The sequence below is a fragment of the Pontitalea aquivivens genome (assembly GCF_046507575.1).
Taxonomy (GTDB): Bacteria; Pseudomonadota; Alphaproteobacteria; order Rhodobacterales; family Rhodobacteraceae; genus Pontitalea; species Pontitalea aquivivens.
The window spans coordinates 72,399-98,280 of sequence record NZ_JBKFEY010000004.1; the positions used below are offsets into that span (position 1 = coordinate 72,399).

At 67.2% G+C, this 25,882-nt stretch carries 27 protein-coding genes; 16 read left to right on the forward strand and 11 right to left on the reverse strand.

Going from position 1 to position 25,882, the window contains the following annotated elements; translation table 11 throughout:
• Positions 1–81: 81 nt before the first annotated feature.
• Both ACK8OU_RS07920 and ACK8OU_RS07925 read left to right on the forward strand, forming a co-directional pair.
• A complete protein-coding gene (locus ACK8OU_RS07920; RefSeq protein WP_410302837.1) occupies positions 82–1,800 on the forward strand; it encodes a tetratricopeptide repeat protein in 1,719 nt (572 codons plus the stop codon).
• On the forward strand, positions 1,790–2,620 hold the full coding sequence (locus ACK8OU_RS07925; RefSeq protein WP_410302838.1) for a 4-(cytidine 5'-diphospho)-2-C-methyl-D-erythritol kinase: 831 nt from the start codon (positions 1,790–1,792) through the stop codon (positions 2,618–2,620). The genes ACK8OU_RS07920 and ACK8OU_RS07925 overlap by 11 nt, the downstream gene beginning before the upstream one ends.
• 60 nt (positions 2,621–2,680) lie before the next feature.
• On the opposite strand, the gene ACK8OU_RS07930 is transcribed toward ACK8OU_RS07925, so the two are convergent.
• Complete coding sequence (locus ACK8OU_RS07930) at positions 2,681–3,682, reverse strand: polyprenyl synthetase family protein (protein WP_410302839.1); 1,002 nt, start codon at positions 3,680–3,682, stop codon at positions 2,681–2,683.
• 59 nt (positions 3,683–3,741) lie between these two features.
• Between ACK8OU_RS07930 and ACK8OU_RS07935 the strand changes: the two genes are divergently transcribed.
• From ACK8OU_RS07935 to ACK8OU_RS07945, 3 genes are all read left to right on the forward strand, one after another.
• Positions 3,742–3,954 carry a putative signal transducing protein gene (locus tag ACK8OU_RS07935; RefSeq protein ID WP_410302840.1) on the forward strand — a complete coding sequence of 71 codons (213 nt, stop codon included), beginning with the start codon at positions 3,742–3,744 and terminating at the stop codon, positions 3,952–3,954.
• Complete coding sequence (locus tag ACK8OU_RS07940; protein WP_410302841.1) at positions 3,954–4,715, forward strand: tRNA1(Val) (adenine(37)-N6)-methyltransferase; 762 nt, start codon at positions 3,954–3,956, stop codon at positions 4,713–4,715. The genes ACK8OU_RS07935 and ACK8OU_RS07940 overlap by 1 nt, the downstream gene beginning before the upstream one ends.
• Before the next feature lie 118 nt (positions 4,716–4,833).
• Positions 4,834–5,004 carry a YdcH family protein gene (locus tag ACK8OU_RS07945; protein WP_250040323.1) on the forward strand — a complete coding sequence of 57 codons (171 nt, stop codon included), beginning with the start codon at positions 4,834–4,836 and terminating at the stop codon, positions 5,002–5,004.
• On the opposite strand, the gene yddG is transcribed toward ACK8OU_RS07945, so the two are convergent.
• From yddG to ACK8OU_RS07970, 5 genes are all read right to left on the reverse strand, one after another.
• Positions 4,979–5,872 (reverse strand): aromatic amino acid exporter YddG, encoded by an 894-nt coding sequence (gene yddG, locus ACK8OU_RS07950; RefSeq protein WP_410302842.1) that lies wholly within the window; start codon positions 5,870–5,872, stop codon positions 4,979–4,981. The two genes, ACK8OU_RS07945 and yddG, sit on opposite strands and share 26 nt — an antisense overlap.
• A gap of 60 nt (positions 5,873–5,932) precedes the next feature.
• Positions 5,933–6,655 carry a beta-ketoacyl-ACP reductase gene (gene phbB, locus ACK8OU_RS07955; RefSeq protein ID WP_410302843.1) on the reverse strand — a complete coding sequence of 241 codons (723 nt, stop codon included), beginning with the start codon at positions 6,653–6,655 and terminating at the stop codon, positions 5,933–5,935.
• A 106-nt stretch (positions 6,656–6,761) separates the two neighbouring features.
• Positions 6,762–7,937, reverse strand: a complete 1,176-nt coding sequence (locus tag ACK8OU_RS07960; protein ID WP_410302844.1) for an acetyl-CoA C-acetyltransferase — start codon at positions 7,935–7,937, stop codon at positions 6,762–6,764.
• 137 nt (positions 7,938–8,074) lie between these two features.
• Complete coding sequence (locus tag ACK8OU_RS07965) at positions 8,075–8,929, reverse strand: EAL domain-containing protein (RefSeq protein ID WP_410302845.1); 855 nt, start codon at positions 8,927–8,929, stop codon at positions 8,075–8,077.
• 93 nt (positions 8,930–9,022) lie between these two features.
• Positions 9,023–9,565, reverse strand: coding sequence for a TlpA disulfide reductase family protein (locus ACK8OU_RS07970; RefSeq protein ID WP_410302846.1), 543 nt, complete (start codon positions 9,563–9,565; stop codon positions 9,023–9,025).
• 25 nt (positions 9,566–9,590) lie between these two features.
• Here ACK8OU_RS07970 and argH point away from each other — a divergent pair, with 25 nt between their 5' ends.
• Genes argH through ACK8OU_RS07995 form a run of 5 tightly spaced genes read left to right on the forward strand, consistent with a single transcriptional unit; the run spans position 9,591 to position 15,451 of the window.
• Positions 9,591–10,997, forward strand: a complete 1,407-nt coding sequence (argH, locus tag ACK8OU_RS07975) for an argininosuccinate lyase (RefSeq protein WP_410302847.1) — start codon at positions 9,591–9,593, stop codon at positions 10,995–10,997.
• Positions 10,994–11,131, forward strand: a complete 138-nt coding sequence (locus ACK8OU_RS07980) for a lipoprotein (RefSeq protein WP_410302848.1) — start codon at positions 10,994–10,996, stop codon at positions 11,129–11,131. Before argH ends, ACK8OU_RS07980 begins: the two co-directional genes overlap by 4 nt.
• A 55-nt stretch (positions 11,132–11,186) precedes the next feature.
• Positions 11,187–11,513 carry a DUF2834 domain-containing protein gene (locus ACK8OU_RS07985; protein ID WP_410302849.1) on the forward strand — a complete coding sequence of 109 codons (327 nt, stop codon included), beginning with the start codon at positions 11,187–11,189 and terminating at the stop codon, positions 11,511–11,513.
• A complete protein-coding gene (lysA, locus tag ACK8OU_RS07990; protein WP_410302850.1) occupies positions 11,513–12,778 on the forward strand; it encodes a diaminopimelate decarboxylase in 1,266 nt (421 codons plus the stop codon). The genes ACK8OU_RS07985 and lysA overlap by 1 nt, the downstream gene beginning before the upstream one ends.
• A 33-nt stretch (positions 12,779–12,811) precedes the next feature.
• Positions 12,812–15,451, forward strand: coding sequence for a TIGR02302 family protein (locus ACK8OU_RS07995; RefSeq protein WP_410302851.1), 2,640 nt, complete (start codon positions 12,812–12,814; stop codon positions 15,449–15,451).
• A gap of 17 nt (positions 15,452–15,468) precedes the next feature.
• Here ACK8OU_RS07995 and ACK8OU_RS08000 read toward each other — a convergent pair whose 3' ends face one another.
• Complete coding sequence (locus tag ACK8OU_RS08000; RefSeq protein WP_410302852.1) at positions 15,469–16,428, reverse strand: zinc-ribbon domain-containing protein; 960 nt, start codon at positions 16,426–16,428, stop codon at positions 15,469–15,471.
• 139 nt (positions 16,429–16,567) lie between these two features.
• Between ACK8OU_RS08000 and ACK8OU_RS08005 the strand changes: the two genes are divergently transcribed.
• The 3 genes from ACK8OU_RS08005 to ACK8OU_RS08015 are packed head-to-tail and all read left to right on the forward strand — an operon-like array spanning position 16,568 to position 18,863.
• Positions 16,568–17,239, forward strand: a complete 672-nt coding sequence (locus ACK8OU_RS08005; protein WP_410302951.1) for a cell division ATP-binding protein FtsE — start codon at positions 16,568–16,570, stop codon at positions 17,237–17,239.
• On the forward strand, positions 17,239–18,135 hold the full coding sequence (locus tag ACK8OU_RS08010) for a cell division protein FtsX (RefSeq protein ID WP_410302853.1): 897 nt from the start codon (positions 17,239–17,241) through the stop codon (positions 18,133–18,135). Before ACK8OU_RS08005 ends, ACK8OU_RS08010 begins: the two co-directional genes overlap by 1 nt.
• Positions 18,132–18,863: a lysophospholipid acyltransferase family protein gene (locus ACK8OU_RS08015; protein ID WP_410302854.1), complete on the forward strand. Its 732-nt coding sequence runs from the start codon at positions 18,132–18,134 to the stop codon at positions 18,861–18,863. Before ACK8OU_RS08010 ends, ACK8OU_RS08015 begins: the two co-directional genes overlap by 4 nt.
• Before the next feature lie 18 nt (positions 18,864–18,881).
• Here ACK8OU_RS08015 and ACK8OU_RS08020 read toward each other — a convergent pair whose 3' ends face one another.
• From ACK8OU_RS08020 to ACK8OU_RS08030, 3 genes are all read right to left on the reverse strand, one after another.
• On the reverse strand, positions 18,882–19,196 hold the full coding sequence (locus ACK8OU_RS08020) for a DMT family transporter (protein ID WP_410302855.1): 315 nt from the start codon (positions 19,194–19,196) through the stop codon (positions 18,882–18,884).
• Positions 19,193–20,155 carry an acetyl-CoA carboxylase carboxyltransferase subunit alpha gene (locus tag ACK8OU_RS08025; RefSeq protein WP_410302856.1) on the reverse strand — a complete coding sequence of 321 codons (963 nt, stop codon included), beginning with the start codon at positions 20,153–20,155 and terminating at the stop codon, positions 19,193–19,195. Before ACK8OU_RS08025 ends, ACK8OU_RS08020 begins: the two co-directional genes overlap by 4 nt.
• 310 nt (positions 20,156–20,465) lie before the next feature.
• Entirely contained in the window at positions 20,466–21,422 is a 957-nt protein-coding gene (locus ACK8OU_RS08030; RefSeq protein WP_410302857.1) for an L-malyl-CoA/beta-methylmalyl-CoA lyase, read from the reverse strand.
• 198 nt (positions 21,423–21,620) lie between these two features.
• Here ACK8OU_RS08030 and dgcA point away from each other — a divergent pair, with 198 nt between their 5' ends.
• Together dgcA and ACK8OU_RS08040 are read left to right on the forward strand one after the other, a co-directional pair.
• Complete coding sequence (dgcA, locus tag ACK8OU_RS08035) at positions 21,621–22,583, forward strand: N-acetyl-D-Glu racemase DgcA (RefSeq protein WP_410302858.1); 963 nt, start codon at positions 21,621–21,623, stop codon at positions 22,581–22,583.
• A gap of 67 nt (positions 22,584–22,650) precedes the next feature.
• Entirely contained in the window at positions 22,651–23,514 is an 864-nt protein-coding gene (locus tag ACK8OU_RS08040) for a D-amino-acid transaminase (protein ID WP_410302859.1), read from the forward strand.
• A gap of 40 nt (positions 23,515–23,554) precedes the next feature.
• Here the strand turns inward: ACK8OU_RS08040 and ACK8OU_RS08045 are convergent, their stop codons facing one another.
• A complete protein-coding gene (locus ACK8OU_RS08045; RefSeq protein ID WP_410302860.1) occupies positions 23,555–24,295 on the reverse strand; it encodes an N-formylglutamate amidohydrolase in 741 nt (246 codons plus the stop codon).
• A 134-nt stretch (positions 24,296–24,429) separates the two neighbouring features.
• Between ACK8OU_RS08045 and pyk the strand changes: the two genes are divergently transcribed.
• Positions 24,430–25,875 carry a pyruvate kinase gene (gene pyk, locus ACK8OU_RS08050; RefSeq protein WP_410302861.1) on the forward strand — a complete coding sequence of 482 codons (1,446 nt, stop codon included), beginning with the start codon at positions 24,430–24,432 and terminating at the stop codon, positions 25,873–25,875.
• Positions 25,876–25,882 lie beyond the last annotated feature (7 nt).

Sequence of the window (25,882 nt, forward strand, 5' to 3'; positions counted from 1 at the left end):
GGGGCGCGGCTCGCGTCCCCCGCATTGCCTTGGGACGGGCGCGCGGCTAGCTTTGGGCGGACTGACAGAAGGAACTGATCCGTGGTGTTTTCCCTCCGGCCCCTGCGTCCGCTGTATCTGTTGCTGGCTGCCATTGGCCTGCAGGCCCCTGTCCCCGCGCAGGCGGATGTGGCCGGGCCCTATCTGGCGGCCCGCATCGCCGGGGCGCAAAGCGATTATCGTAATGCGTCGGCCTATTACGCCCGTGCGTTGCTGGCCGATCCCACCAACCCGTTCCTGCAGGAAACGGCGCTGATTTCCTATCTGGGGCTGGGGGATGTCGACCGTGCGAAGGTGGTGGCCGAGACCATGGCCGGTGCCGGCAACGAAAGCCAGATCGCGGCGCTGACGCTGTTGGCGGCGGATGCCCAGGCGGGGGATTACGCGGGCGGCCTGGCGCGGCTTGACGCCGGCGCCGAGGCGGGCGTTCTGGTCACGGGGCTGTTCCGTGCCTGGGCGCTGGCCGGGCAGGGCGACATGTCGCAGGCGATGCGCGCCTTCGATACCGTGATTGCGGAATCCGGCCTTGGTGTCTTTGGCGCTTACCACAAGGCGCTCGCGCTGGCGATGGTTGGCGACTACGAAGGTGCCGATGCGATTTTCGCCGACAAGTCCGGCGCGCCCCTGCATGCAACCCGCCGGGGCCTGCTGGCGCATGTCCAGATCCTCAGCCAGCTGGAACGCCCGGCCGATGCGCTGGCGCTGATCGATCGGGCCCTTGGCCCCGATGTCGATCCCGAATTCGCGCAGGTGCGCGCCGCGCTGCAGGCTGGTGCGCCGCTGCCTTTCACGATCGTCCCCAGCGCCCGCGATGGCATCGCCGAGGTCTATCTGTCGGTCGCCAGCGCGCTGCAGGGCGATACGCCCGAAGTGTTCACCCTGCTGCATGCCCGGCTGGCGGAATACCTGCGCCCCGATCTGGTCGATGCGATCCTGCTTGGCGCCGCGATCCTGGAACAGCAGGAACAGCACGACCTTGCCACCGAAACCTATGCCCGCGTGCCGCAGGACCACCCCTCTTTCCCCGCCGCAGAAATCGGTCGCGCCGATGCGCTGGTTGCCGCTGACCGTCCCGATGCCGCGATCGAGGTGCTGCGGCAGCTGACCCGCACCCGCCCCGATCTGGCCGGTGGCTGGATCTCGCTTGGCGATACGCTGCGGCGTCAGGAAAGCTATCCCGACGCCGCCACCGCCTATGACAAAGCCATTGATCTGCTGGGGGATCCGCGCCCCGCGCATTGGTTTGTCTGGTATGCCCGCGCCATTGCCCATGAACGGTCGGGCGCATGGGACAAGGCCGAACCCGGCTTCCGCAAGGCGCTGGAACTGTCCCCCGATCAGCCGGCGGTGCTGAACTACCTTGGCTATTCCTATGTCGAGAAGAAGCAGAACCTGGATGAGGCGCTGTCCATGATCGAACGCGCTGTCGCGGCCCGCCCCGAGGACGGCTATATCATCGACAGCCTGGGCTGGGTCCTCTACCGCCTTGGCCGCTACGATGAGGCAGTGGTTCAGATGGAGCGCGCGGTGGAACTGATGGCGGTCGATCCGCTGGTCAACGACCATCTGGGCGACGTCTACTGGGCGGTGGGCCGCCAGCGCGAGGCGGAATTTCAGTGGAAACGCGCCATCAGCTTTGGCCCCGGTGAAGACCTTGACATGGACCGGGTGCGCCGCAAGCTGGAGGTGGGACTGGACCAGGTCCTGCGCGAAGAGGGGGCAGACCCCCTGAAACCGGCACTGTCCGCGAATGGAAACTGAACCGGCGCCGGCCAAGATCAACCTGACCCTGCATGTCACCGGCCGGCGGACCGATGGCTATCACCTGCTTGACAGTCTGGTGGTTTTCACCGACCTGGGCGACCGCATCACCGCCCGCCCTGCCGATGATCTGACGCTGGCGGTCACCGGCCCCTTCGCGCAGGGTATTCCGGTCGATGAAACCAACCTTGTTCTGCGCGCGGCGCGATATCTTGGCGTCAATGGCGCGGCGATCCGTCTGGACAAACACCTGCCGATGGCCTCGGGCATCGGGGGCGGGTCGTCGGATGCGGCGGCCGCCCTGCGGGCGCTGGCGCGGATGACGGGGCGCAGCCTGCCGCCGGCTGCCGAAACGGCCCGGCTGGGCGCCGATGTGCCCGTCTGCCTGACCCCGATCCCCCGCCGCATGGCCGGCCTGGGCGAGGTTCTGGCCGATGTGCCGCCCCTGCCGCCGATCTGGCTGGTGCTGGCAAACCCCGGCGTTCCGTTGTCGACCCCGGCGGTCTTTGCCGCGCTGACCTGTCGCAATGGCCCGCCGATGCCCGCGATGCTGCCGCGCTGTTCCACGGCGGCGGATCTGACCACCTTCCTTCGGATGCAGCGCAACGACCTGCAAACCCCGGCCTGCCAGCTGGCCCCTGTCATCGGTACGACCCTTGCCGCGCTGGGCGCGCAGCCCGGCTGCCTGATCGCGCGCATGTCCGGCTCGGGCGCCACCTGCTTCGGCATCTTCGCCGATCCGCAAACCGCCGCCACCGCCGCGCGCGCGCTGTCGGTCGCCCAGCCCGGCTGGTGGGTCCGCGATACCGCCGTGCTGTGATTTTCTTCTTGGCGGAAATACTCCACGGGGGTCCGGGGGTGTGAAACCCCCGGTGCGCGCTTACCGCACGCGGGCCACCACATAATCGGCCAGATCGTCCAGCATCTGCCGCAGCGGATGATCCGGCAGCACCGCCAATGCGGCGCGCGCCCGGTCGGTCCAGGCCACCGCTTCGGCCCGCGTTGCCTCCAGCGTGCCGTGCCTGCGCATCAGATCCAGCGCCCGGTCCAGATCGCCGTCGCGCTGGTCGCTCTTCTGGATCACGCGGATCCAGAAGGCGCGCTCTTCGGCATCGGCCAGGGCCACCGCCTTGATCACCGGCAGCGTCAGCTTGCGTTCGCGGAAATCGTCGCCTGTATTCTTGCCGATCACGTCGGTCGCGCCGCTGTAATCCAGCAGGTCATCGACCATCTGGAACGCGATCCCCAGCGCATCGCCATAATCGAACAGCGCGCGCACCTGATCCTCGGGCGCGCCGGCCAGCACGCCACCCACCTCGGTTGCCGCCGAAAACAGCGCCGCGGTCTTGCCCCGGATTACCTTCAGATAGACCGCCTCGGTCGTGGCCAGATCCTGTGCCGCAGTCAGTTGCAGCACCTCGCCCTCGGCAATCACCGCCGAGGCATTGGCCAGGATGCTCAGCACCCGCATGTTGTCCGCCTCGGTCATCAGCTGGAAGCTGCGGGCAAACAGGTAATCGCCCACCAGAACCGAGGATTTGTTGTCCCACAGCAGGTTTGCCGTGGGCCGCCCGCGCCGCTGGCGGCTTTCATCGACCACATCGTCATGCAGCAGCGTTGCGGTGTGGATGAATTCGACCGTGGCCGCCAGATGCACATGATAGGGCCCCGCATAGCCGCACAGCCGCGCCGCCGCCAGCGTCAGCATCGGGCGCAGCCGCTTGCCGCCCGCCTCGATCAGATGCGCGGTCACTTCGGGAATGCGCGGGGCGTGTTCGCTGGCCATCCGGTCGCGGATCAGGGCGTTCACCGCCCCCATATCCGCGGCCAGCGCCTGCGCCAGCCGGTCATGCGGTTTCACTGCCTTGTCATCCAGGCTCATCACGCTTCCCCATTCCCTTCGTCTCGACAGGCGCGACAGATGCCCGTAAGTCTCGACCCATGAAAGAGCTTTTGCGCAGCACGGACCCGGTGAAACTGGCCCTCGCCACCGCCCTTCTTGAGGGCGAGGGTATAGACGCCTTTCAGATCGACGTCCACATGAGCGTGCTGGAAGGCAGTCTTGGCATTTTGCCGCGCCGCCTGATGGTGCGCGATGCGGATCTGTTCCTGGCGCGCAGGGTTCTGGGCGACAATGGCATCGGGTCCGGCTGATGTTTGCCCCCCAAGACCTGACCCGGGACGGGTTTCTGGGCGGCCGCCTGCAGATCGCCCAGCCGCGCAGCGGGTATCGCGCCGCGATGGACCCGGTTCTGCTGGCCGCGGCCTGTCCGGCCACACCGGGCGACAGCGTGCTGGAACTGGGCTGTGGGGTCGGGGTGGCAAGCCTGTGCCTTGGGGCGCGGGTGGCGGGGCTGCGGCTGACGGGGCTTGAACTGCAACCCGCCTATGCCGATCTGGCACACGCCAATGCGGTGGCGAACGGGATCGCGCTGGATGTGATGGCCGGCGATCTGGCGCGGATGCCGGCCATCCTGCGCGCGCGCAGCTTTGATCATGTCATTGCCAACCCCCCTTATTTCGCCCCCGGCGGGGGTACCGCCGCCGCCGATCCGGGCCGTGAAACCGCCCAGCGTGAGGCGACGCCGCTGTCTCTATGGGTGCTGCAGGGGTTGAAGCGGCTGCGTCCGGGGGGCTGGCTGACCCTGATCCAGAATGCCGATCGCCTGCCCGAGGCGCTGACCGCGCTGGCGGCGGGTGCCGGCAGCATTGCTGTTCTGCCGATTGCCGCGCGGCAGGGGCGGGCGGCGGGGCGGGTTATCGTGCAGGGCCGCAAGGGCGGGCGCGGGCCGTTTCGTCTGCTGGCTCCATTGGTGATTCACGCCGCCCCCCGCCACGATGGCGACCGCGAGGATCTGACCCCCGCGGCCCGTGCGATTCTGCGTGAAGGCGCCGATTTGCCCATGCCCCGTTAACGCTTTCGCAGCTTTTCGCGCAGCAAACTGCAATCCTGTCGCAGGGATGCGACAATCCCGTGACAAGTGGGGAAACTTGTGGTGGGATCGGATAACATCAACAGAAGAGGAGACTGCCATGTCGCTGGGTTCGCATATCACCGAACTTCGCAAGAAGCATGAAGCGTTGTCTGAGGCGGTGGAACGCGCGCAGCGCACCCCGGGCTTCGATGACCTGCAGATCGCCGAGATGAAGAAGCAAAAGCTCCGTCTCAAGGAAGAAATCAGCCGACTGTCCGAGACTGCCTGACCCCCTGACCTGATCGACTTGCCCGCGCGGCCAATACCGCGCCCGCAGTGATCAATGCTGCTGCCAGGCCCAGTTTCAGGCTGGCAGCAGCCACCCCCGCCAGAACCAGCGCCAGTGTCGACAGCAGTGGCGCAGCATAGGACGCGGTTCCAAGAAGTTGGATGTCACCGCGTTTCACGCCGATGTCCCAGGTGTAGAAGGCAAGACCCACCGGCCCCAGCCCCAGCGCCAGCACCGCGCCCCAGCCCATCGCATCGGCGGGCCAGACCGTCTGTTCCAGGGCCATATGCGCCACGCCGGACAGGGCGGCGGTCGCCAGGCAATAGACCGCCACCGCCGCGGTCGGCACCGCACCCAGGCGCCGCGACATCAGTGAATACCCCGACCAGGTCAGTGCGCAAAGGAAGGCAAGCCCATAGCCGGGAAGCGATGCGACCGACGGCCCGATCCCGCCGCCGGTCACGATCAGTGCCGCCCCGGCAAAGGCGGTCAGCGCGCCCAGAACATGCTGGCCGGTCAGGCGCTCTCCCGGCAAAAGGCCGGAAAACACCACGATGAACAGCGGCCAGAGATAGGCGATCAGGCTTGCCTCGGCCGCGGGGGCCAGTCGCAGTGCCCAGAAATACAGCAGATGATAGCCGAACAGCGCCACAGTGCCGAAGGCATAGACGGCAATCGGGATCGGGCGCAGCACGGCAAACCCGCCTCCGCGGGCCGTCCAGACAAGGCCGATCATCCCGCCGATGGCGAAACAGATCGCGTTCAGTTGCAGCGGCGGCACGTCTGACGCGCCGACGGTGAACAGCGCCAGCAAGGCCCACATCAGGATGGCGCTAAAGCCGATGGCCGTGGCCCGGGTTCTGGTCATGACGATCCCCAAACAGGAAAGGCCCGCAACATGCGGGCCTTTCGAGGAATTTGGAAGGGGTCAGACGAAGAACTGACCGCCGTTTGCCGTGATCGTCGACCCGGTGATGAAACCGGCATCGTCCGAGGCCAGGAAGACCACGCAGCGGGCGATCTCCTCGGGTTCGCCCAGACGGCCGACCGGGATCTGCGCGATGATCGATTCGCGGACCTTTTCGGGAACCGCCATCACCATGTCGGTGCCGATATAGCCCGGGCAGATCGCGTTCACGGTGATGCCGGCGCGCGCGCCTTCTTGCGCAAGTGCCTTGGTGAAGCCCAGATCGCCCGCCTTCGCGGCGGAATAATTGGCCTGGCCGAACTGACCCTTTTGCCCGTTGATCGAGGAAATCGTGATCACGCGGCCGAACTTGCGATCGCGCATGCCCGGCCAGATCGGATGGGTCATGTTGAAGACGCCCGACAGGTTGGTGTCCATGACTTCTTGCCACTGCTGGCGGCTCATCTTGTGGAAGGGCGCATCGCGGGTGATGCCCGCATTATTCACCAGCACGTCAATGGGGCCCAGATCGGCCTCGACCCTGGCGATACCGGCGGCGCAGGCGTCATAATCGGCGACCGACCACTTGTAGGTGGGAATGCCGGTTTCTGCGGTGAATTTCGCGGCGGCTTCGTCATTGCCGGCATAGTTCGCCGCGACCTTGTAGCCCGCGGTCTTGAGTGCGACCGAAATCGCCGCGCCGATGCCGCGCGACCCGCCGGTGACAAGTGCTGTTCTGGACATGATTCCCCCTCAAATCAGATTCATTTGAAATCCTGTTACAGAATTAGTGATGTGTGCGCAATAATATTGCGCACACGATTTCGCAGTTGCAGCGAAACTCTGCAAATCAGGCCCGTTCCAGACACATGGCAACACCCATGCCGCCGCCGATGCACAGCGTGGCAAGGCCCTTTTGCGCGCCCGAACGCTGCATTTCGAACACCAGCGTGTTCAGGATGCGGCAGCCCGAGGCACCGATCGGGTGGCCGATCGCGATGGCACCGCCGTTCACGTTCACCTTGGACAGATCCCAGCCCATATCCTTGTTCACCGCGCAGGCCTGCGCGGCGAAGGCTTCGTTCGCCTCGATCAGGTCCAGATCGGCGGCCGACCATCCGGCCTTTTCCAGCGCCTTGCGGCTGGCCGGAATCGGGCCGCAGCCCATGATCGAGGGGTCAAGCCCCGCGGTGGCGTAGGATGCGATACGCGCCAGCGGCGTCAGCCCGCGGCGGACGGCCTCTTCCTCGCTCATCAGAAGGACGGCGGCGGCGCCGTCATTGATGCCCGAGGCATTGCCCGCCGTGACCGAGCCGTCCCTGGTGAAGGCCGGCTTCAGTTTCTGCATCGATTCAATCGTGGCGCCGTGGCGGATATATTCGTCGTTGTCCACGATGATGTCGCCCTTGCGGGTCTTGACGGTGAAGGGGGCGATTTCATCCTTGAACTTGCCGGCCTTTTGCGCCGCCTCGGCCTTCAGCTGGCTGGCAAGGGCGAATTCGTCCTGCATCTCGCGCGAGATTTGCCATTGCTGCGCCACGTTTTCGGCGGTTTGACCCATGTGATAGCCGTTGAACGCATCCCACAGGCCATCCTTGATCATCGAGTCGATGAACTTCATATCCCCCATCTTTTGCCCCGCGCGCAGATGTGCGACATGGGGGGACAGGGACATGTTTTCCTGCCCGCCCGCGATGACGATGGCGGCATCGCCCAGTTGGATGTGCTGCGCGGCCAGCGCGACCGAGCGCAGGCCCGATCCGCAGACCTGGTTGATCGACCAGGCGGCGGCTTCGATCGGCAAGCCCGCGTTGATATGCGCCTGACGGGCCGGGTTCTGGCCCTGGCCTGCGGTCAGCACCTGGCCCAGGATGGTTTCGGACACTTCGGCCTTTTCAATCCCGGCGCGGGCAACGACCGCCTCGATCACCGCGGCGCCAAGGTCATGGGCGGGGGTGTTGGCGAAAGCACCGTTGAAACTGCCGACAGCGGTTCGTGCTGCCGAGACGATGACGACATTGGTCATGGATATACTCCCTCGGACTCAAGGATAGGGCGACGTGCCCCGTGCCGCTGCGCAGCATGAACCAAGGGCGGCCAAGGTCAAGTGCATTTGCGGGCCAGCGACCGATGGACGCGCGGCATCGGGGAAGGACGCAGGCGTCAGGCACGCATCGCATTCGGCGGGGTTTTCCAGGGGGGCAGGATTGTCGGCGCCCCAAAGTAGAACCCCTGCATGCAGTCGACCCCCAGATCCATCAGATAGGCGGCATCTTCGCCATTCTCGACCGCTTCGGCGACGGTCAGCATGTCGAAATGCCGCGCGATGGACAGCAGGGCACCGGCCAGAACCTGATTGTCGGCGTTTTCAGCGATGCCGCGAATGAACTGGCCGTCGATCTTGATCATGTCGAAATAGAATTCGCGCAGATACCGGAATGAGGTGTAGCCCGCGCCGAAATCATCCAGCGCAAAGCTGACGCCGCGGGCCTGCAGATCCTGCATGAAGACGCCGACCAGATCGGGCATCAGCATGGCAGAGCTTTCGGTAATTTCCAGAATCAGCCGTTCAGCGGCGGTTTCATCCACCGCAAGGCCACGGTTGAGGGTCTTCATCCAGTCGGGATAGCCGATCGAGCGCGCCGACATGTTGATCGACAGCCGCAGCCCCGGGTCTTCGGACAGCGAGATCAGCCCCATTTCCAGCGCAAGGCAGTCGATCTGGCGCCCAAGTTCGGTGGTTTCGACGGTGTTGATGAACTGACGTGCGGGAATCACCCGCCCGGTTTCGTCGAGGATTCGGATCAGTCCTTCGTAGAAGGCGGCCCGGTCGGGGCGCGCGCTTTGCACGATCGGCTGGAAGGCCAGAACGACATCGCGCCGGCTGACGGCGCGGCGGACCATGGCCATTGTTTCGCGGTCGCGCTGGGCAACCGCGTAATCCAGGGGGCTGGCCAGGTCCGCCCGAAGCGGTTCGCCTGCGGTTCTGTCGCCCGTCGGGGATTCGGGGTATGGCATCGGCACGCTCCTTCCTGGTCGGGGGCAGATTGCCCCGAACCCGCTAAGAAGCGGTAAAACTCGGGCTTTGTTTCAAATGCGTCGCACAATTCCTCAGGGGGCCATCAGTGCCGCGATCACGGCCTTGGCCTCGGGTGCATCCCAGGCGGCTTCGCCGATCAGGCGGGCGACCTCGCGTCCCTCGGTGTCCAGAATCACGCTGACGGGCAGGCCCACCACCCCCATCGCGCGGGCAAGTGCCTGACGTTCATCGCGAAATTTCGGCAACCGCGTTACGCCGGCTTCATCGAAGAACTTGTCGATCGCGGCGGGGGCGTTGCGGCCCGTGGCGACGGTGACCACTGCGAAACCATCGCCGCCCAGATCGGCCTGCAGGCGGTCAAGCGCGGGCATTTCCGCCCGGCATGGCGCGCACCAGGTCGCCCAGAAATTCACCAGCACCACCTTGCCGCGCCAGTCGGCCAGCGTTTTCGTGGCGCCATCGACATCCTGAAAGGCCACCTCGGGGGCGGGGGCAGGCGGCGCTGTCAGCACCAGCTTGCGCATGTCACCCTGTTTCAGGGGCTCCAGATCGGTGGCGGCCGCAGCGTTTGCACCAAGCGCAAGGGCCGTATAAAGGACGAGGAACCGCAGCATATTGCCTCCGACGAAGGGCCTGACCATGACCGATACCGCCAAGGAACCCCAAGCCTCCAACGCGATGTGGGGCGGGCGCTTCACCGCCGGGCCCGACGCGATCATGGAGGCGATCAATGCCTCGATCGGGTTTGACCAGCGGCTTTACGCGCAGGATATCCGCGGCAGCCGGGCCCATGCGGCGATGTTGGCCGCCCAGGGCATCATCGGTGATAGCGATGCAAAGGCGATCCGGGAAGGGCTGCTCACGGTCTTGTCAGAGATCGAGGCCGGCAATTTCCCTTTCCGCACCGCGCTGGAAGACATCCACATGAACGTCGAGGCGCGGTTGAAGGAAATCATCGGCGAACCCGCGGGCCGGCTGCACACCGCGCGGTCGCGCAATGACCAGGTGGCGACCGACTTCCGGCTTTGGGTGCGCGATCAGGCCGATGCGGCGATCACCGGGCTGGACGCGCTGATCCGCGCCTGTCTGGGCCAGGCCGAGGCGGGGGCAGATTGGGTGATGCCGGGCTTTACCCACCTGCAGACCGCGCAGCCGGTGACATGGGGGCATCACATGATGGCCTATGTGGAAATGTTCGCCCGCGACAAGTCGCGCTTTGTCGATGCGCGCCGCCGGATGAACGAATGCCCGCTGGGCGCGGCGGCACTGGCCGGCACCGGGTTTGCGATCGACCGGCACGCGACGGCGGCGGCGCTGGGCTTTGACCGGCCGATGGCCAACAGCCTTGATGCGGTGTCGGATCGTGATTTCGCACTGGAATTCCTGTCCGCCGCGTCAATCTGCGCGGTGCATCTGTCGCGGCTGGCCGAAGAGCTGGTGATCTGGTCCTCGGCCCAGTTCCGGTTTGTGGCGATGTCGGACAAATGGTCCACCGGCTCATCGATCATGCCGCAAAAGCGCAACCCCGACGCGGCCGAACTGATCCGCGCCAAGATCGGCCGCATCCTGGGGTCGACCGTCGCGCTGTTCACGGTGATGAAGGGCCTGCCGCTGGCCTATTCCAAGGACATGCAGGAAGACAAGGAACAGGTCTTTGACGCCGCCGACAACCTGATGCTGTCGCTGGCCGCGATGGAGGGCATGCTGCGCGACCTGACGGTGAACCGCGACAAGCTGCAGGCGGCGGCCTCCAGCGGGTTTTCCACCGCGACCGATCTGGCCGACTGGCTGGTGCGCGAGGCGGGCCTGCCCTTCCGCGATGCCCATCACGTTACGGGTTCGCTGGTGGCGATGGCCGAGGCCAAGGGCTGTGACCTGCCCGATCTGTCGCTGGCCGACATGCAGTCGGTTCATCCGGCGATCGACGACAGCATCTTTGCGGTGCTGGGGGTGCATAATTCCGTTGCCTCGCGCCAGTCCTATGGCGGCACCGCGCCCGACCAGGTGCGCGCCCAGATCGCCCGCTGGAAGGAGGCGCTGGCATGACCCGGCTTGTGCTTTTGGCCGGGGTGCTGGCGCTGGCAGCCTGTGGCGTCGACGGTCCGCCCCAGCACCCCGAGGGCACCGGGCCCGGCATTCGGATCGAGGGGACGGCGGTCTTCGGCATTACCCGCGGCTGACCTTTCGCCAAGGCCTTTCGCGCGCTACAACCCGCGCATCTGAACCGGAGTTTCCGTGGCTCGTCTGTCGCCCCTTCGCCTGACCTATCTTGGCCTTGCGCTGATCGGCGCGGTGCTGCCGATGCGGTATTTTCTGGAGTATCTGGCCGCAAGCGGCTGGTCGCTGACCGCGCTGCGCGATGCCTGGTTCGTGAACCCCGCGACCGAGGGGCTGACCTGGGATCTGACCATCGCCGCCGCCGCGCTGACCGTCTGGATCATCGCCGAGGTGCGGGTTCGCCGCAACTGGGCCGCGCTGGTGGCGATCCCGGCAACCTTCTGTATCGGCGTCGGCTGCGGGCTGCCGCTTTATCTGTATCTTCGAACCTGCAAGGTGGGCTGATGGACCATTTTCTTTACAAGGACGGCGTTCTGCATGCCGAAGACGTCGCAATCCCCGAAATCGCGGCCGCCGTGGGCACACCCTTCTATGTCTATTCCACCGCGACACTGACGCGTCATTACCGGCTGTTCGAGGAAGCCCTGGCCGGGATGGATCATCTGGTCTGCTTTTCGGTGAAGTCGAACGGCAATATCGCGGTGCTGCGGACGCTGGGTCAGTTGGGCGCGGGGATGGATGTGGTCTCGGGCGGGGAATACCTGCGCGCCCGGGCCGCCGGTGTGCCGGGCGACCGGATCGTGTTTTCCGGCGTGGGCAAGACGCCCGCCGAAATCCGGCAGGCGCTGGAGGGGGGCATCCGCCAGTTCAACGTCGAATCCGAACCCGAGCTGCTGGCGATTTCCGCCATCGCGACCGAATTGGGGGTGCAGGCGCCCATCGCGATCCGCGTGAACCCCGATGTGGACGCCAGAACGCATGAGAAAATTGCCACCGGAAAATCGGAAAACAAGTTTGGCATCCCGATTGCCAGGGCCCGCGCCGTCTATGCCGAGGCCGCCGGCCTGCCGGGCATCAAGATCGTGGGCGTCGATCTGCATATCGGCAGCCAGCTGACCGATCTTGCCCCCTTTGAGGCCGCCTTCCTGAAGGTGCGCGAACTGACGCTTGCGCTGCGCGCCGATGGCCATGACATCATCCGCCTGGATCTGGGCGGGGGACTGGGCATTCCCTACACCCGGTCGAACGAAGCGCCGCCCCTGCCGCTGGAATATGGCGAGGTGGTCCGCCGCACCGTTGGCGATCTGGGCTGCGAGATCGAGATCGAGCCGGGCCGGCTGATTTCGGGCAATGCGGGGCTGCTGGTGTCCTCGCTGATCTATCTGAAGGAAGGCGAGGGGCGCGATTTTCTGATCCTGGATGCCGCGATGAACGATCTGGTACGTCCGTCCATGTATGGCGCGCATCATGACATCGTGCCGGTCACCGAACCCGTGCCGGGCACCGAACAGCGGCCCTATGACATCGTGGGCCCGGTCTGCGAAACCGGCGATACCTTTGCCAAGGGCCGCGCCATGCCCCGGCTGGCGCCCGGCGATCTGGTGGCGTTCCGGTCCGCCGGGGCCTATGGGGCGGTGATGGCGTCCGAATACAACACCCGGCCGCTGGTGCCCGAGGTGCTGGTGAACGGGGATCAATTCGCCGTCATCCGCGCAAGGCCAGGCTTTGATGAAATCCTCGGGCGCGATACCATACCCGAATGGCTTTGACGGGGAATCCGCCCCGATAGCCCGCAGGGAGACATGGCACCACGCAGCCCCCGCCACCCCGACCCGACGGCCGAGGCGTTGAAACACCTGGCTTGGCCGATCGCGCTGACGCGGGCCGGCATGGTGCTGGAACGTGGTCTGCGCGCCTTCTGGTCCGCGCTGTCGGTGCTGGCGCTGGCGTTGGCGGCGCTGGCCTTTGGCGCGCAGGATATGGCGGGCGCCCGCCCGGTTCAGGCTGCGGGTGCGGTGCTGGCGCTGGGGGTTCTGGCAAGCCTGGGCTGGGGCCTTTGGCGGTTCCGCTGGCCTGCCCGGGCCGAGGCGGTGGCGCGGCTGGATGAAACCCTGCCAGGCCGCCCCATCGCGGCGCTGACCGACCGGATGGCGCTGGGCGGTGCCGATCCGGCCGCACGCGCGCTCTGGGCGGCGCATCAGGCGCGCATGGCGGCCCGCGCCGCCGCCGCCCGCCCGGTGCCGCCCGCCCCCGACCTGGCCCGCCGCGATCCCTTCGCCCTGCGGCTTAGTGCGCTGGGCGCGCTGGTGGTGGCGCTGATCTTCGGCGCACCCGCGCGGCTGGCCGATATCGGCGCCCTGGTCACCGGCCTTCCCGGCCCGGCCGAGGCCGCGATGGGCGCCGCCTGGGAAGGCTGGGCCGAGCCGCCGCGCTATACCGGCAAGCCGGGGCTATACCTGAACGCGATCACCGCCGACACGCTGGCGCTGCCCGAAGGCACGCGGCTGTCGTTCCGGTTCTATGGCTCGCCTGATGCGATCGGCTTCAGCGAAACGGTTTCAAACCCCGCTGCGCTGCCGCAGCAGGGGCAGGCCGATCCCGGCCGGCGCGACCTGGAGGCGGTGCGATCGGGGCTGATCGTGATTACCGGCCCGGGTACTGGCCCGGACGGGCGCGAATTCCAGATCACCATCCTGCCCGATGCTGCCCCCGCGGTCGAGGTGACGGCGCTGGCGACCCGGCGCGCCGATGGCCGTCTGCAACAGCCCTTTCGCGCGACCGATGATTACGGCGTGACCGGCGGGCAGGCGCGCATCACGCTGGATCTGGCCGCCGTTTCGCGCCGCTATGGCCTGGCCCTGCCGCCCGAACCGCGCGAGGACCTGATCCTTGACCTGCCCCTGCCGATCACCGGCAGCCGCGCCGATTTCACCGAAGCACTGGTCGAGGATGCTGCCCGCCACCCCTGGGCCAACCTGCCCGTCAAGCTGACGCTGGAGGTTGAAGACGGCCGCGCGCAGACCGGGCAAAGCGCGGAACAGGCGATGGAATTGCCGGGCCGGCGCTTTTTTGACCCGCTGGCCGCGGCACTGATCGAGGCGCGGCGCGATCTGTTGTGGTCGCGCGACAATGGCCCGCGCGTGGAACAGTGGCTGCGCGCGGTGGCACACCGCCCCGAGGGCTTTATTCGCCGCGATGACGCCGGGCTGATGCTGCAGGTGGCGATCCGGCGGCTGGATGCGGCGCTGGATCAGGGCCCGTTGGATGTTTCCACCCGCGACGAACTGGCCGAGGCGCTGTGGCAATTGGCCGAACTGCTGGAAGATGGCGGGCTGGCCGATGCGCTTGAGGCGATGCGCCAGGCGCAGGAACGCCTGTCCGAGGCGATCCGCAATGGTGCCTCGCCCGATGAAATCGCCAAGCTGATGCAGGAACTGAAAGAGGCGACCGACAATTACCTGCGCATGCTGGCGGAACAGGCCCCGCAGGAAGATGGCCCGCAATTCGGTCGCCAGCCCGAAAGCCAGCAGATCACCGGCGACCAGATCCAGCAGATGATGGATGAAATCCAGCGCCTGATGGAAGAAGGCCGCATGGCCGAGGCGCAGGAGCTGCTGGATCAGCTGTCGCGGATGCTGGAAAATCTGCAGGTCCGGCAGGGCCAGGGCGGCGAAGGCGATATGCCCGGCGGGCAGGCGATGCGCGATCTGGGCGAGACGCTGCGCGAACAGCAGCAACTGTCCGATGATGCCTTCCGCGGGATGCAGGACGGTCAGTCTGGCCAGCCGCAACGCGGGCAGGGTCAGACCCCCGATGATCCCCCGCAGCAGGATGGCCGATCCCCGGACGGGCAGACGGGGGACGGGCAGACGGGGGACGGGCAGACGGGCGAACAGGGCCAGCCGGGTCAGGATGGGGGCGACGGCGCGGGCGATCAGGGCCGGGCGCTGGCCGAACGCCAGCGTGCGCTGCGGCAGGAACTGGGCCGCCAGCAAGGACTTTTGCCCCGTCTTGGCAATGAGGCGGGCGAGACCGCGCGCCAGCGCCTGAATGATGCGGGCCGTGCGATGGAACAGGCCGAAGAGGCGCTGCGGCGCGGTGACAACGGCACCGCCATCGACCGGCAGGCCGATGCGATCGAGGCGCTGCGCGAGGGGATGCGGTCCCTGGGCGAGGCGCTGGCCCAGGAAGAGGGGCGCCAGCAGGGCGAACAGCGACTGGGCCAGGCGGGATCCGGGCAGGGCCGCGAACCGCCGCGCGACCCGCTGGGCCGGACGCCGGGCGAAGGCGGGCGCATTGGTACCGACGATCCGATGCTGGGTGGCGAAGATGTCTATCGCCGGGCGCGCGACCTGCTGGATGAAATCCGGCGCCGTTCCGGCGAAAGGCTGCGCCCGGATGACGAACTGGATTACCTGCGCCGTCTGCTGGATCGGTTCTGAACGGGGGCGATGGCCTGTCAGGCGCCGGTGCGGTCCTGCAGGGCCTTGGTCATGTCGCGCAGATGCTGGTCCAGCCAGACGCGCCCGCGATCCACCAGGGTGACATAGCCGTCCAGCGCGGGCACCAGTGCGGGCACCGCACCGCCGATCCGGGGCGCAAAGGCATAGACCCACAGGGCCGCGACCGCGATCAGCACCGCCGTGAAGAACCCCAGCCGGAAACCGGACCGCTGCCGCGCGATCATCTGCGGCGCGTCGATCGCCGCGGGTTCCCCCACCCGGTCCGAGGTCGCCCGCAGCGATGAGCTGATTTCCTCGACATCGGGCAAAAGTTCGCGCCGGGGGGCGACGGGGGCGGGGTTTTCGCTAACCTCGTCCTCGGGGACTTCGGTGGCGCCCATCAGCTGCGCCACGCGGTCGCCTTCGGGCGCGGGGGTATCGCCGCGCTGATCGCGCCGACGCGCCATGGCGCGGACAATGGCATCGCCTGCGGGGTCGCGGTCGGCAGGGGCGGCGGCGTGGACGGGGGCGTCTTCCAGGCCCAGATCGGGCTGCATTTCCAGCGCCGCGCCTTCGGCGCGCCGCGCCTCGGCCTCGCGCGCGGCCTCTTCGCGCAGGATTGCCAGCAGGTTGGAATCCAGCGCCCGGCGCGGTGTTGCCCCCGGGGCGGGGGCGGGGCTCAGGTCCGTCCCTTCTTCATCAGTTTCGGTCGCGTCGCTATCGCCTGCGCCGTCATCGGCGGGGGTCTGCGCCTGCGGGGCGGCGGGGTCTTGGGGGCGCAGGCTGGCGGCCACGGCGGCGGAAATCGCGTCTTCGTCTTGCGGCGTTGCCTGCGGGGCCGGCGTGGCGGCGCTGGCCTTGCCGGTCTGAAACCAGGTGTGCCCGCAGTTCGAACACTGCACATCGCGCCCGCCGTCGGGGATGACGCTGTCATCCACTTCGTACTGCGCCTGGCAGTTCGGACATGTCAGCCGCATCGCGCCCCCACCCTGCTCGGATCGTTCTTGCTCTTCTGGCAATCTGCCTGCGCATGTTGTAGCAAGCGCCGAGGCGTTATCCAAGCATTTGCGTGCCGGCGTTGCCGGGGCGATGCGGGATCTGAACAGGGATTGGGCGGTGATCGAGCTGCAGAATGTCGCGATGAGCTATGGCGGCGGGGATCTGTTTTCCGGGGTCTCGCTGAAACTTGCGCCGGGTTCGTTCCATTTCCTGACCGGGCCGTCGGGCGCGGGCAAGACCACGCTGCTCAAGCTGTGCTATGCCGAACTGATGCCCTCGGCGGGGCATGTGTCCTTCATGGGGCGCGATGGGCGCACGATGGGGCGCGATGATATCGCCGCGCTGCGCGGGCGGATCGGTGTGGTGCATCAGGATTGCCAGTTCCTGGACCACCTTTCGGTCGCGGAAAACGTGGCCCTGCCGCTGACCGTGGCGCGCCGCCCGCTGGATGCGCGCGAGTTGATGGAGCTTTTGGGCTGGGTCGGGCTGAAGGCGCAGGCCGATGCGCTGCCGCCGCAGTTGTCGGGCGGCGAACGCCAGCGCGCGGCGCTGGCGCGGGCGGTGATCATGGCGCCCGATGTGCTGTTGGCGGATGAGCCGACCGGCAACCTGGATTGGGACATGTCGCTGCGGCTTTTGACGCTGCTGGTCGAGTTGAACCGGATGGGCAAGGCCGTGCTGATCGCGACGCATGACCTGAACCTGATCCGGGCCGCGAAACAGCAGGTGTCCGCGCGGGTGTTGCGGATCGCAAACCGGCGCCTGCAACTGGCGGGGGCGGATCTGTGATGCGGGCGGTTCTGGCCTTGATCCGGGCCGAGGGGCGCGGTGTCGACCGGGTGGTGCCGCCGACCGGGCATACCGCCTGGCTGACGGTGTTGTCGGCGGCGGCTATGGCGTTTCTGGCGGTCTTTGCGCTGGCGCTTGCGCTGGCGACGGGGCGGCTGGCGGATCGCTGGTCGGATGCGCTGGCGCGGTCGGCCACCATTCGCATCTCGGCCCCGGCCGATCAGATGCCGACCCAGACCCGCGCGGTGCTTGCGGTGCTGGCCACGACGCCCGGCATCGCCGATTACCGCGCGCTGGACGAGGATGAGATGCGCCGCCTTCTGGATCCCTGGTTCGGCCCTGACCTGCCGGTCGAGACGCTGCCCCTGCCGCAGCTGATCGCGCTGACCGAAACGGCCGACGGTGTGGATGGCGAAGGCCTGCGGCTGCGCCTGGCCGCCGAGGCGCCCGGCGCGGTGCTGGACGATCACACCCGCTGGCGCCGCCCGCTGGTGTCGGCGGCGGAACGGTTGCGGCTGCTGGGGCTGATTTCGCTGGTGCTGATCGGGGGGGCGACGGCGGGCATGATCACGCTGGCCGCGCAGGCCGCGCTGGCCGCCAATGGCCAGGTGATCCGGGTGCTGCGGCTGGTGGGCGCGCGGGACAGCTATATCGCGCGGGCCTTCGTGCGCCGCTTCGCGCTGCGCGGGCTGTCGGGGGCGGCGCTGGGTACGGTGCTGGGCATGATTGCCGTGGCGGCTTTGCCCCGGGCGGATGCGGCGGGTGGCTTTTTGACCGGATTGGGGTTCGAGGGCGCCGCGTGGCTGTGGCCGATGACGATACCGCCGATGGCCGCGGCGGTGGCCTTTGCCGCGACGCGCGCCGCCGCGCTGCGCATGTTGAGGGGGATCAGATGAGCCACGCGCTGCAATATGTCCGTTCCACCCTGTTCATCGCGCAGATGTATGTGATGCTGGCGGTGATCGCGGTGGGCCTGCTGCCTGTGGCCATTCTGGGCGGGCGCGCCGGGGCGATCTGGGTCTGCCGGACCTATTGCCACTGGGTCGTGTTCACCGCGCGCTGGATGATCGGCCTGCGGTCCGAGGTGCGCGGCACCCCGCCCACGGGCGATGTGCTGATCGCGGCCAAGCATCAAAGCTTTCTGGACATCCTGCTGATCTTTCGCGCCGTGCCGCAGGGGCGCTTCATCATGAAGAAGGAACTGGTCTGGACGCCCTTCGTGGGCTGGTATGCCTGGCTGATCGGCTGCATCCCGGTGGATCGGGGCAAGCGGGGCGCGGCGATCCGCGCGATGCTGGCCGAGGCGAATGGCGGGCGCCACAAGGGCGGGCAACTGATCATCTTTTCGCAGGGCACCCGCGTCGCGCCTGGTGTCAGGGCGCCCTACAAGATGGGCACGGCGGCGCTGTATCGTGATCTGGGCCAGCCCTGCGTGCCTGTCGCCACCAATGTCGGCGTGTTCTGGCCGCGCCGGTCGATGTATCGCAAACCCGGCCTGGCGGTGGTGGAATTCCTGCCCGCGATCCATCCGGGTGTCGATGCCCAGGAATTCATGACCCGGCTGGAGGAAGTCGTGGAAACTGCCTCGGACCGGCTGATGGCCGAGGCGGGCTTTGGCCGCTAGGTCGCGCCGTCGGGCGCGTCAGGCGAATTTCAGCGTGACGATGCCGCCGACGATGGCCGCGATTCCGGCCACGCGCAGTGGCGTGAAGGGTTCATCCAGCAGGACAACCGCCGCCAGCGCGGTGCCCACCGCGCCGATGCCCACCCAGACCGCATAGGCCGTGCCCACCGGCAGCGATTTCATTGCAAGGCTGAGCAGCCAGAAACTGGCCAGCGCGCCCAGGATCGTCAGGGCCGACGGGATCGGGCGGGTGAAGCCTTCGGAATACTTCAGGCCCAGCGCCCAGGCGGTTTCCAGGAAACCCGCGATCAGTACCAGGGCCCAGGGGTTCATGCCGCCAGGCCCTTGGACCCCATGTCCAGGAATTTGCGCCGCCGGTCCTTGATCAGATCGGCCGGTTTCCTGCCTTTCAGCGCATCCAGCATCGCCGCGATTTCCGCGCCCACGGCGGCAATCGCGGCCTCGCGTCCGCGCTGCGCCCCGCCCACGGGTTCCTTGATGATGCTGTCGATCACGCCCAGCTTCCTGAGGTCTTGTGCGGTCAGGCGCAGCGCCTCGGCGGCCTCGCGCATCTTTTCGGCATCTTTCCACAGGATCGAGGCGCAGCCCTCGGGCGAGATCACCGAATAGACGGAATGTTCCAGCATGGCGATCCGGTCGGCCGTGGCAAAGGCCACTGCCCCGCCAGATCCGCCCTCGCCGATGATGACCGACACCAGCGGCACGCCGATGCCAAGGCATTTCTGCGTGGACCGGGCGATCGCCTCGGACTGGCCGCGTTCCTCGGCACCTTTGCCGGGATAGGCGCCGGGCGTGTCGATCAGTGTCACCACCGGCAGGCCGAAGCGGTGCGCCATGTCCATCAGCCGGATCGCCTTGCGATAGCCTTCGGGCCGGGCCATGCCGAAATTGCGCGTGATCCGGCTGGCGGTGTCATGGCCCTTTTCGTGCCCGATCAGCATCACGGGCATGTCGTTGAAGCGGGCAAGCCCGCCCATCACGGCATGGTCATCGGCAAAGTTCCGATCGCCCGCCAGCGGCGTGTATTCGGTGAACAGCGCCTCGATGTAATCCTTGCAATGGGGCCGGTCGGGGTGCCGCGCCACCTGGCATTTGCGCCAGGGCGACAGATCCTTGTACAGGTCGGCCAGCAGCTGCGCGGCCTTGCGGTCCAGCGCGGCGGCCTCTTTCTCGACATCCATCTCTTCGTTCTTGCGCGCCAGCGCCCGCAGCTCTTCGGCCTTGCCTTCGATTTCGGCCAGGGGCTTTTCGAACTCGAGATAGGTGGTCATCGGATCCCTCCGTTGCATAACCCGGCCTATATGAAGCCCCGGCGGTGGAATTGCAACTGAGCGCCGGGTGCGCGGCAGGGGCCGCGGGGCGCGCGAACCGAAGCCGTGCGACAGCCGGGCACCTGTGGGCATCGCGGCCAGGCCGCCGGGGGATTGATCATGCGGCATTGATCATGCGGCGGCGTGTCTGTCCGCTTGCAGCAGGACGGGGCCCGAAAACGGAAACGCCCCGACCGGCGGGTCGGGGCGTTCCTGTTCCCTCATGCTGGCCGGGCCTCCCCTCCCTGCCGCTCCGGGATTCGCGATCTGCTTATCCGGCGATCATCTCGGCCTGTCGCACGATCACTTCTGCCTGACGAATGGACGCTATGTCAACAAGGCGGCCCTTGTAAGTGGTGGCGCCCAGGCCCTCGGCCTTGGCTTTTTCCATCGCGGCCAGGATTTCGCGCGCCTCGGCCACGGCAGCCTCGGAGGGGGTGAAGACTTCATTGGCCAGGGCTACCTGTTTGGGATGGATCGCCCATTTGCCGACCATGCCCAGCGTGGCCGACCGCAGCGCCTGCGCGCGGAAGCCCTCGTCATCCGAGAAATCGCCGAACGGGCCGTCGACCGGCAGGATGCCATGGGTGCGGCAGGCGGCGACAATGGCGGCCTGCGCCCAGTGCCACGGGTCCGACCAGTATTTCGCGCCTTCGCGCAGCATGTAGTAGTTTTCCTGCGTGCCGCCAATGCCGGTGGTGGCCATGCCCATCGAAGCGGCGAAATCCGCCGCGCCAAGGCTCATCGCCTGAAGGCGGGGGGACGCGGCCGCGATTTCCTCGACATGGGCGATGCCGGCGGCGGATTCGATGATGACCTCAAGGCTGATGCGCTTCTTGCGGCCCTTTGCGGCCTCAACCGCGGTGACCAGCGCGTCCACGGCATAGACATCGGCGGCGCAGCCGACCTTGGGGATCATGATCTGATCGATACGTTCAGAGCCCTGTTCCAGCAGGTCGACGACATCGCGGTACCAATAAGGCGTGTCCAGCCCGTTGATGCGGACGGACAGATGCTTGTTGCCCCAGTCCACGTCATGGCTGGCCTGGATGATGTTGGCGCGGGCCTGGGCCTTGTCGTCGGGGGCAACCGAATCTTCGAGGTCGAGGTTGATCACATCGGCGGCCGATTTCGCCATCTTTTCGAACAGCGCGGGGCGCGAACCGGGGCCGAACAGCTGACAGCGGTTGGGGCGGGCGGGGGCAGCGGGCTGGACGCGGAAGCTCATGGCGGGCCTTTCGCAAGGATGTTTCGGTTTTTGCTGTTGGTGGGATAGATTATTGCGCCAGTGGTTTCAAGCGCCCTTTCGCAGATGCAGAAAGTGGTGGTGCCGGTGGACCTGCCGGGCATCCTCTGACAGGCTGTGCCGGTGGGGGGTGCGGAAGCCTCCGGCGGGGATATTTGGGCAAAGCCGAAGGGGGCGCGGATGATTTCGGTGACTGCGGATGTGTTCCGGCTGGCCGAGGTGTTCACCATTTCGCGCGGCGCGCGGACCGAGGCGCGGGTGTTGACAGTGCGGGTCGCGCGGGGCGGGCATGAGGGGTGGGGCGAATGTGTCCCCTATGCCCGCTATGGCGAAAGCCTGGACAGTGTGGCGGCCCGGATCGAGGGGCTGCCCGAGGGGATCTGCCGCGCCGCGCTGCACGATGCCTTGCCGCCCGGTGCGGCGCGCAATGCGGTGGATTGCGCGCTGTGGGATCTGGAGGCGAAGGCCGCGGGCAAGCGGGTCTGGGATCTGGCGGGGCTGCCTGTGCCCGGGCCGCTGGTCACCGCCTATACCCTGTCGCTGGATACGCCTGAGCGGATGCGCGCGGCCGCCGCCCGCCATGCGCATCGTCCCATCCTGAAGATCAAGCTGGGCACGCCCGATGACATGCCCCGGCTGGAGGCGGTGCGCGCCGGGGCGCCGCGCGCGCGCATCATTGTCGATGCGAATGAGGGGTGGACCGCCGAGGTCTATGCCCATCTGGCCCCGCATCTGGTGCGTCTGGGCGTGGCGATGGTGGAACAGCCCCTGCCCGCCGGTGCCGATGAGATGCTGGCCGAAATCGCCCGCCCGCTGCCGGTCTGCGCCGATGAAAGCTGTCATGACCGCGCCAGCCTGGATCATCTGGCGGGCAAGTATGACATGGTGAACATCAAGCTGGACAAGGCCGGCGGGCTGACCGAGGCGCTTGCGCTGCGTGATCTGGCGCGGGTCGAGGGTTATGGCGTGATGGTGGGATGCATGGTGGGGTCGAGCCTTGCGATGGCGCCTGCGGTGCTGGTGGGGCAGGGGGCGGGGATCGTCGATCTGGACGGGCCGTTGCTGCTGGCCGGGGATCGCGCCCATCCGCTGCGGTATGACGCGCAGGGGGTGCATCCGCCCGGGGCGGCGCTGTGGGGCTGAGGGGCTTGACGCCCACGGGCCCGAGGATCAAAAGCGGGACAACCAGATCCCACCCGAGGAGGCCGTGATGAGCCGGACTGTCTATGTGAATGGCGCCTATGTTCCCGAGGCGGAGGCCCAGGTTTCGGTCTTTGACCGCGGCTTTCTGATGGCGGATGGCGTCTATGAGGTGACCTCGGTGCTGGATGGCAAGCTGATCGACTTTGCCGGCCATCTGAAGCGGTTGGCCCGGTCGCTGTCCGAGCTGGAGATCGAAAACCCGCTGAGCGATGCCGAATGGCTGGCCGTGCATCGTGAGATGGTGGCGCGCAACGGCATCGCCGACGGCCTGGTCTATCTGCAGGTCACGCGCGGCAACCCGGGCGACCGCGACTTTGCCTTCCCCGACCCGGCGACGACCAGGCCGACGGTGGTGCTGTTCACCCAGTCCAAGCCCGGCCTTGCCGACAATCCGCAGGCGCGCACGGGGCTGAAGGTGATCGGCATCGACGACATCCGCTGGGGCCGGCGCGACATCAAGACGGTGCAGCTGCTGTATCCGTCGATGGGCAAGATGATGGCGAAGAAGGCCGGGGTGGATGACGCCTGGTTCGTCGAGGATGGGCTGGTGACCGAGGGCACATCGAACAATGCCTATATCGTGACGGGCAACAGGATCGTCACCCGCCAGCTGTCCAACGACATCCTGCACGGCATCACCCGCGCCGCCGTGCTGCGCTATGCCGCCGAGGCGCAGATGGAGGTGGAAGAGCGTTCCTTTACCGTTGCCGAGGCAAAGGCGGCGGATGAGGCTTTCATCACCTCGGCTTCGGCCTTCGTGATGCCGGTGGTGGAACTGGACGGGGCCCGGATCGGCACGGGCGTGCCCGGCCCGGTGGCGACCCGCCTGCGCGAGATCTATCTGGAGGAAAGCCGCAAGGCGGCGGTCTGAAACGCCTCAGATCCGGGCGGCGGGGACGGTCAGGCGGGCGTTACAGCCCGGTCGCGGCCAGCACCTGTTCCAGCACCGGCGCCAGCCGGTCGGCCCAGGCGATCTGATCGGCGGGCGTGGCGATCAGATCGTTGCGGACCTCGATCAGCACATTGGGCCGGCCCGGGGTCAATGCGTGGCGGTCAATGGCATCGCCGTCCAGATGGCCGCTGTAGGGTTCATTGTCGCCCACGCACAGGCCAAGGGCGCGCAGCGCCGCGATCAGGGGCAGCGCCAGCCGTGTGTCGCGGTGGGAATACAGCACACCCACCTGCCAGGGCCGCGGCGCGCGCCCGCGCAGGCAGGGCGTGAAGCTGTGCACCGCGCAGATCACCGTATCGCCGCGCCGCCCGGCCAGATCGGCATAGGCGGCGTGATAGGGGCGATACAGCCGCGCCAGCCTGCGTTCGGCCTCGGGGGGGGCGGCATGGCGGTTGGCGGGGATGATGGTGCCGTCATAGAGCCGCATCACCAGGGTCGGATCATCCTCGCCCCGGTTCGGGTCGATCACCAGCCGCGAAAAATTGCTCAGGATCGCGGGGGCATCCAGCCGTTCGGCCAGGGCCCGCGTCAGCCCCGCGGCGCCCACGTCATAGGCGATGTGGCGCGCCATGTCCTGCGCGTCGATCCCCAATGTGCCGCCCCCGATCCAGTCCGGCACCCGGTTGGTGGCGTGATCGCAGGTGACCAGCCAGCGCCCCGCCCGCCCCGCGCCAAGTATTTCGTAAGCCGGATCTGTCATGTTCCTGTCATCCCCCTGTCCCAGACAGGATTTACGCCAGCCGCGGAAGGAGTGCCAGTTGCCCTGCGGGACATTTTGCGCCATAGCTTGCCCTGGCCCACGACGCATAGAAACCGAACGGAGACCGAGGCAGAATGAGACGCCTTCGCAACGTCAAGATCGTGGCCACTTTGGGCCCGGCTTCTTCTGATTACCCCACCATCCGCGCGCTGTTCGAGGCGGGGGCCGATGTGTTCCGCCTGAACATGAGCCATGGCACCCATGCCGAACAGAAGGCCCGCCACGACATCATCCGCCAGATCGAGGCCGATACCGGCCGCCCGATCGCGATTCTGGCCGATCTGCAGGGGCCCAAGTTGCGCGTGGGCACTTTTGCCGCAGGTGCCGCCGATCTGGAGGAAGGGGCGAAGTTCCGCTTTGACCTGAACCCGGCCGAGGGCGAAAGCCACCGCGTCTGCCTGCCGCATCCCGAAATATTTGCCGCCCTTGAACCCGGCGCGACGCTGCTGGTCAATGATGGCAAGATCCGCCTGCGGGTGGATGCTTGCGGCCCCGATTTCGCCGATTGCACCGTCACCACGGGCGGCACGATTTCCAACCGCAAGGGTGTGAATGTCCCCGATGTGGTGCTGCCGCTGGCCGCGCTGTCCGACAAGGACCGCGCCGATCTGGAATTTGCCTGCGAACTGGGCGTGGACTGGCTGGCGCTGTCCTTCGTGCAGCGCCCCGAAGACGTGATCGAGGCGCGTGATCTGGCGCGCGGGCGGGCCGCGATCCTGTCCAAGATCGAAAAGCCCGCCGCGGTGAAGGCCTTTGCCGAAATCCTCAAGGTTTCCGACGGGATCATGGTGGCGCGCGGTGATCTGGGGGTCGAACTGCCTGTCCATTCCGTGCCCCCGATCCAGAAGCGGCTGGTGCGGGCCTGCCGCGCCGCCGCCAAGCCGGTGATCGTGGCGACCCAGATGCTGGAAAGCATGATCGAAAGCCCGATGCCCACCCGCGCCGAAATCTCGGACGTTGCGACCGCGATCTATGAAGGCGCCGATGCGGTGATGCTGTCGGCTGAATCCGCCGCCGGGCGCTATCCGGTCGAGGCGGTGGCCACCATGAACGCCACGGCGATCTCGGTTGAGGGGGACCCAACCTTCCGCGAGGTGATCGAGGCCAGCCGCACCGTGAAACGCCAGACCGTCGCCGATGGCATCGTCGCCGCCGCGCGTGAGATTGCCGAGGCGACCGATATCGCCGCGATCTGCTGCTATACCCAATCGGGCGGCACGGTGCGCCTTGTCGCGCGCGAACGCCCCCGCGTGCCGATCATCGCGCTGTCGCCGTTGCTGACCACGCTGCGCCGGCTGTGCCTGACCTGGGGGACCCACAACATCCGCTGTGATGAGGTCGAGCGATTCAAGATGGCCGTGGTCAACGCCGCCCGTTCGGCGCGCGATTTCGGCTTTGCCGATGAGACCAACCAGATCGTTGTCACCGCCGGCGTGCCCTTCAACGTGCCGGGCACCACCAACATCCTGCGCGTGGCGCCCTGTGACGAACGATTGATTTTCCGCACCGACCCGGAATAGGATTCAC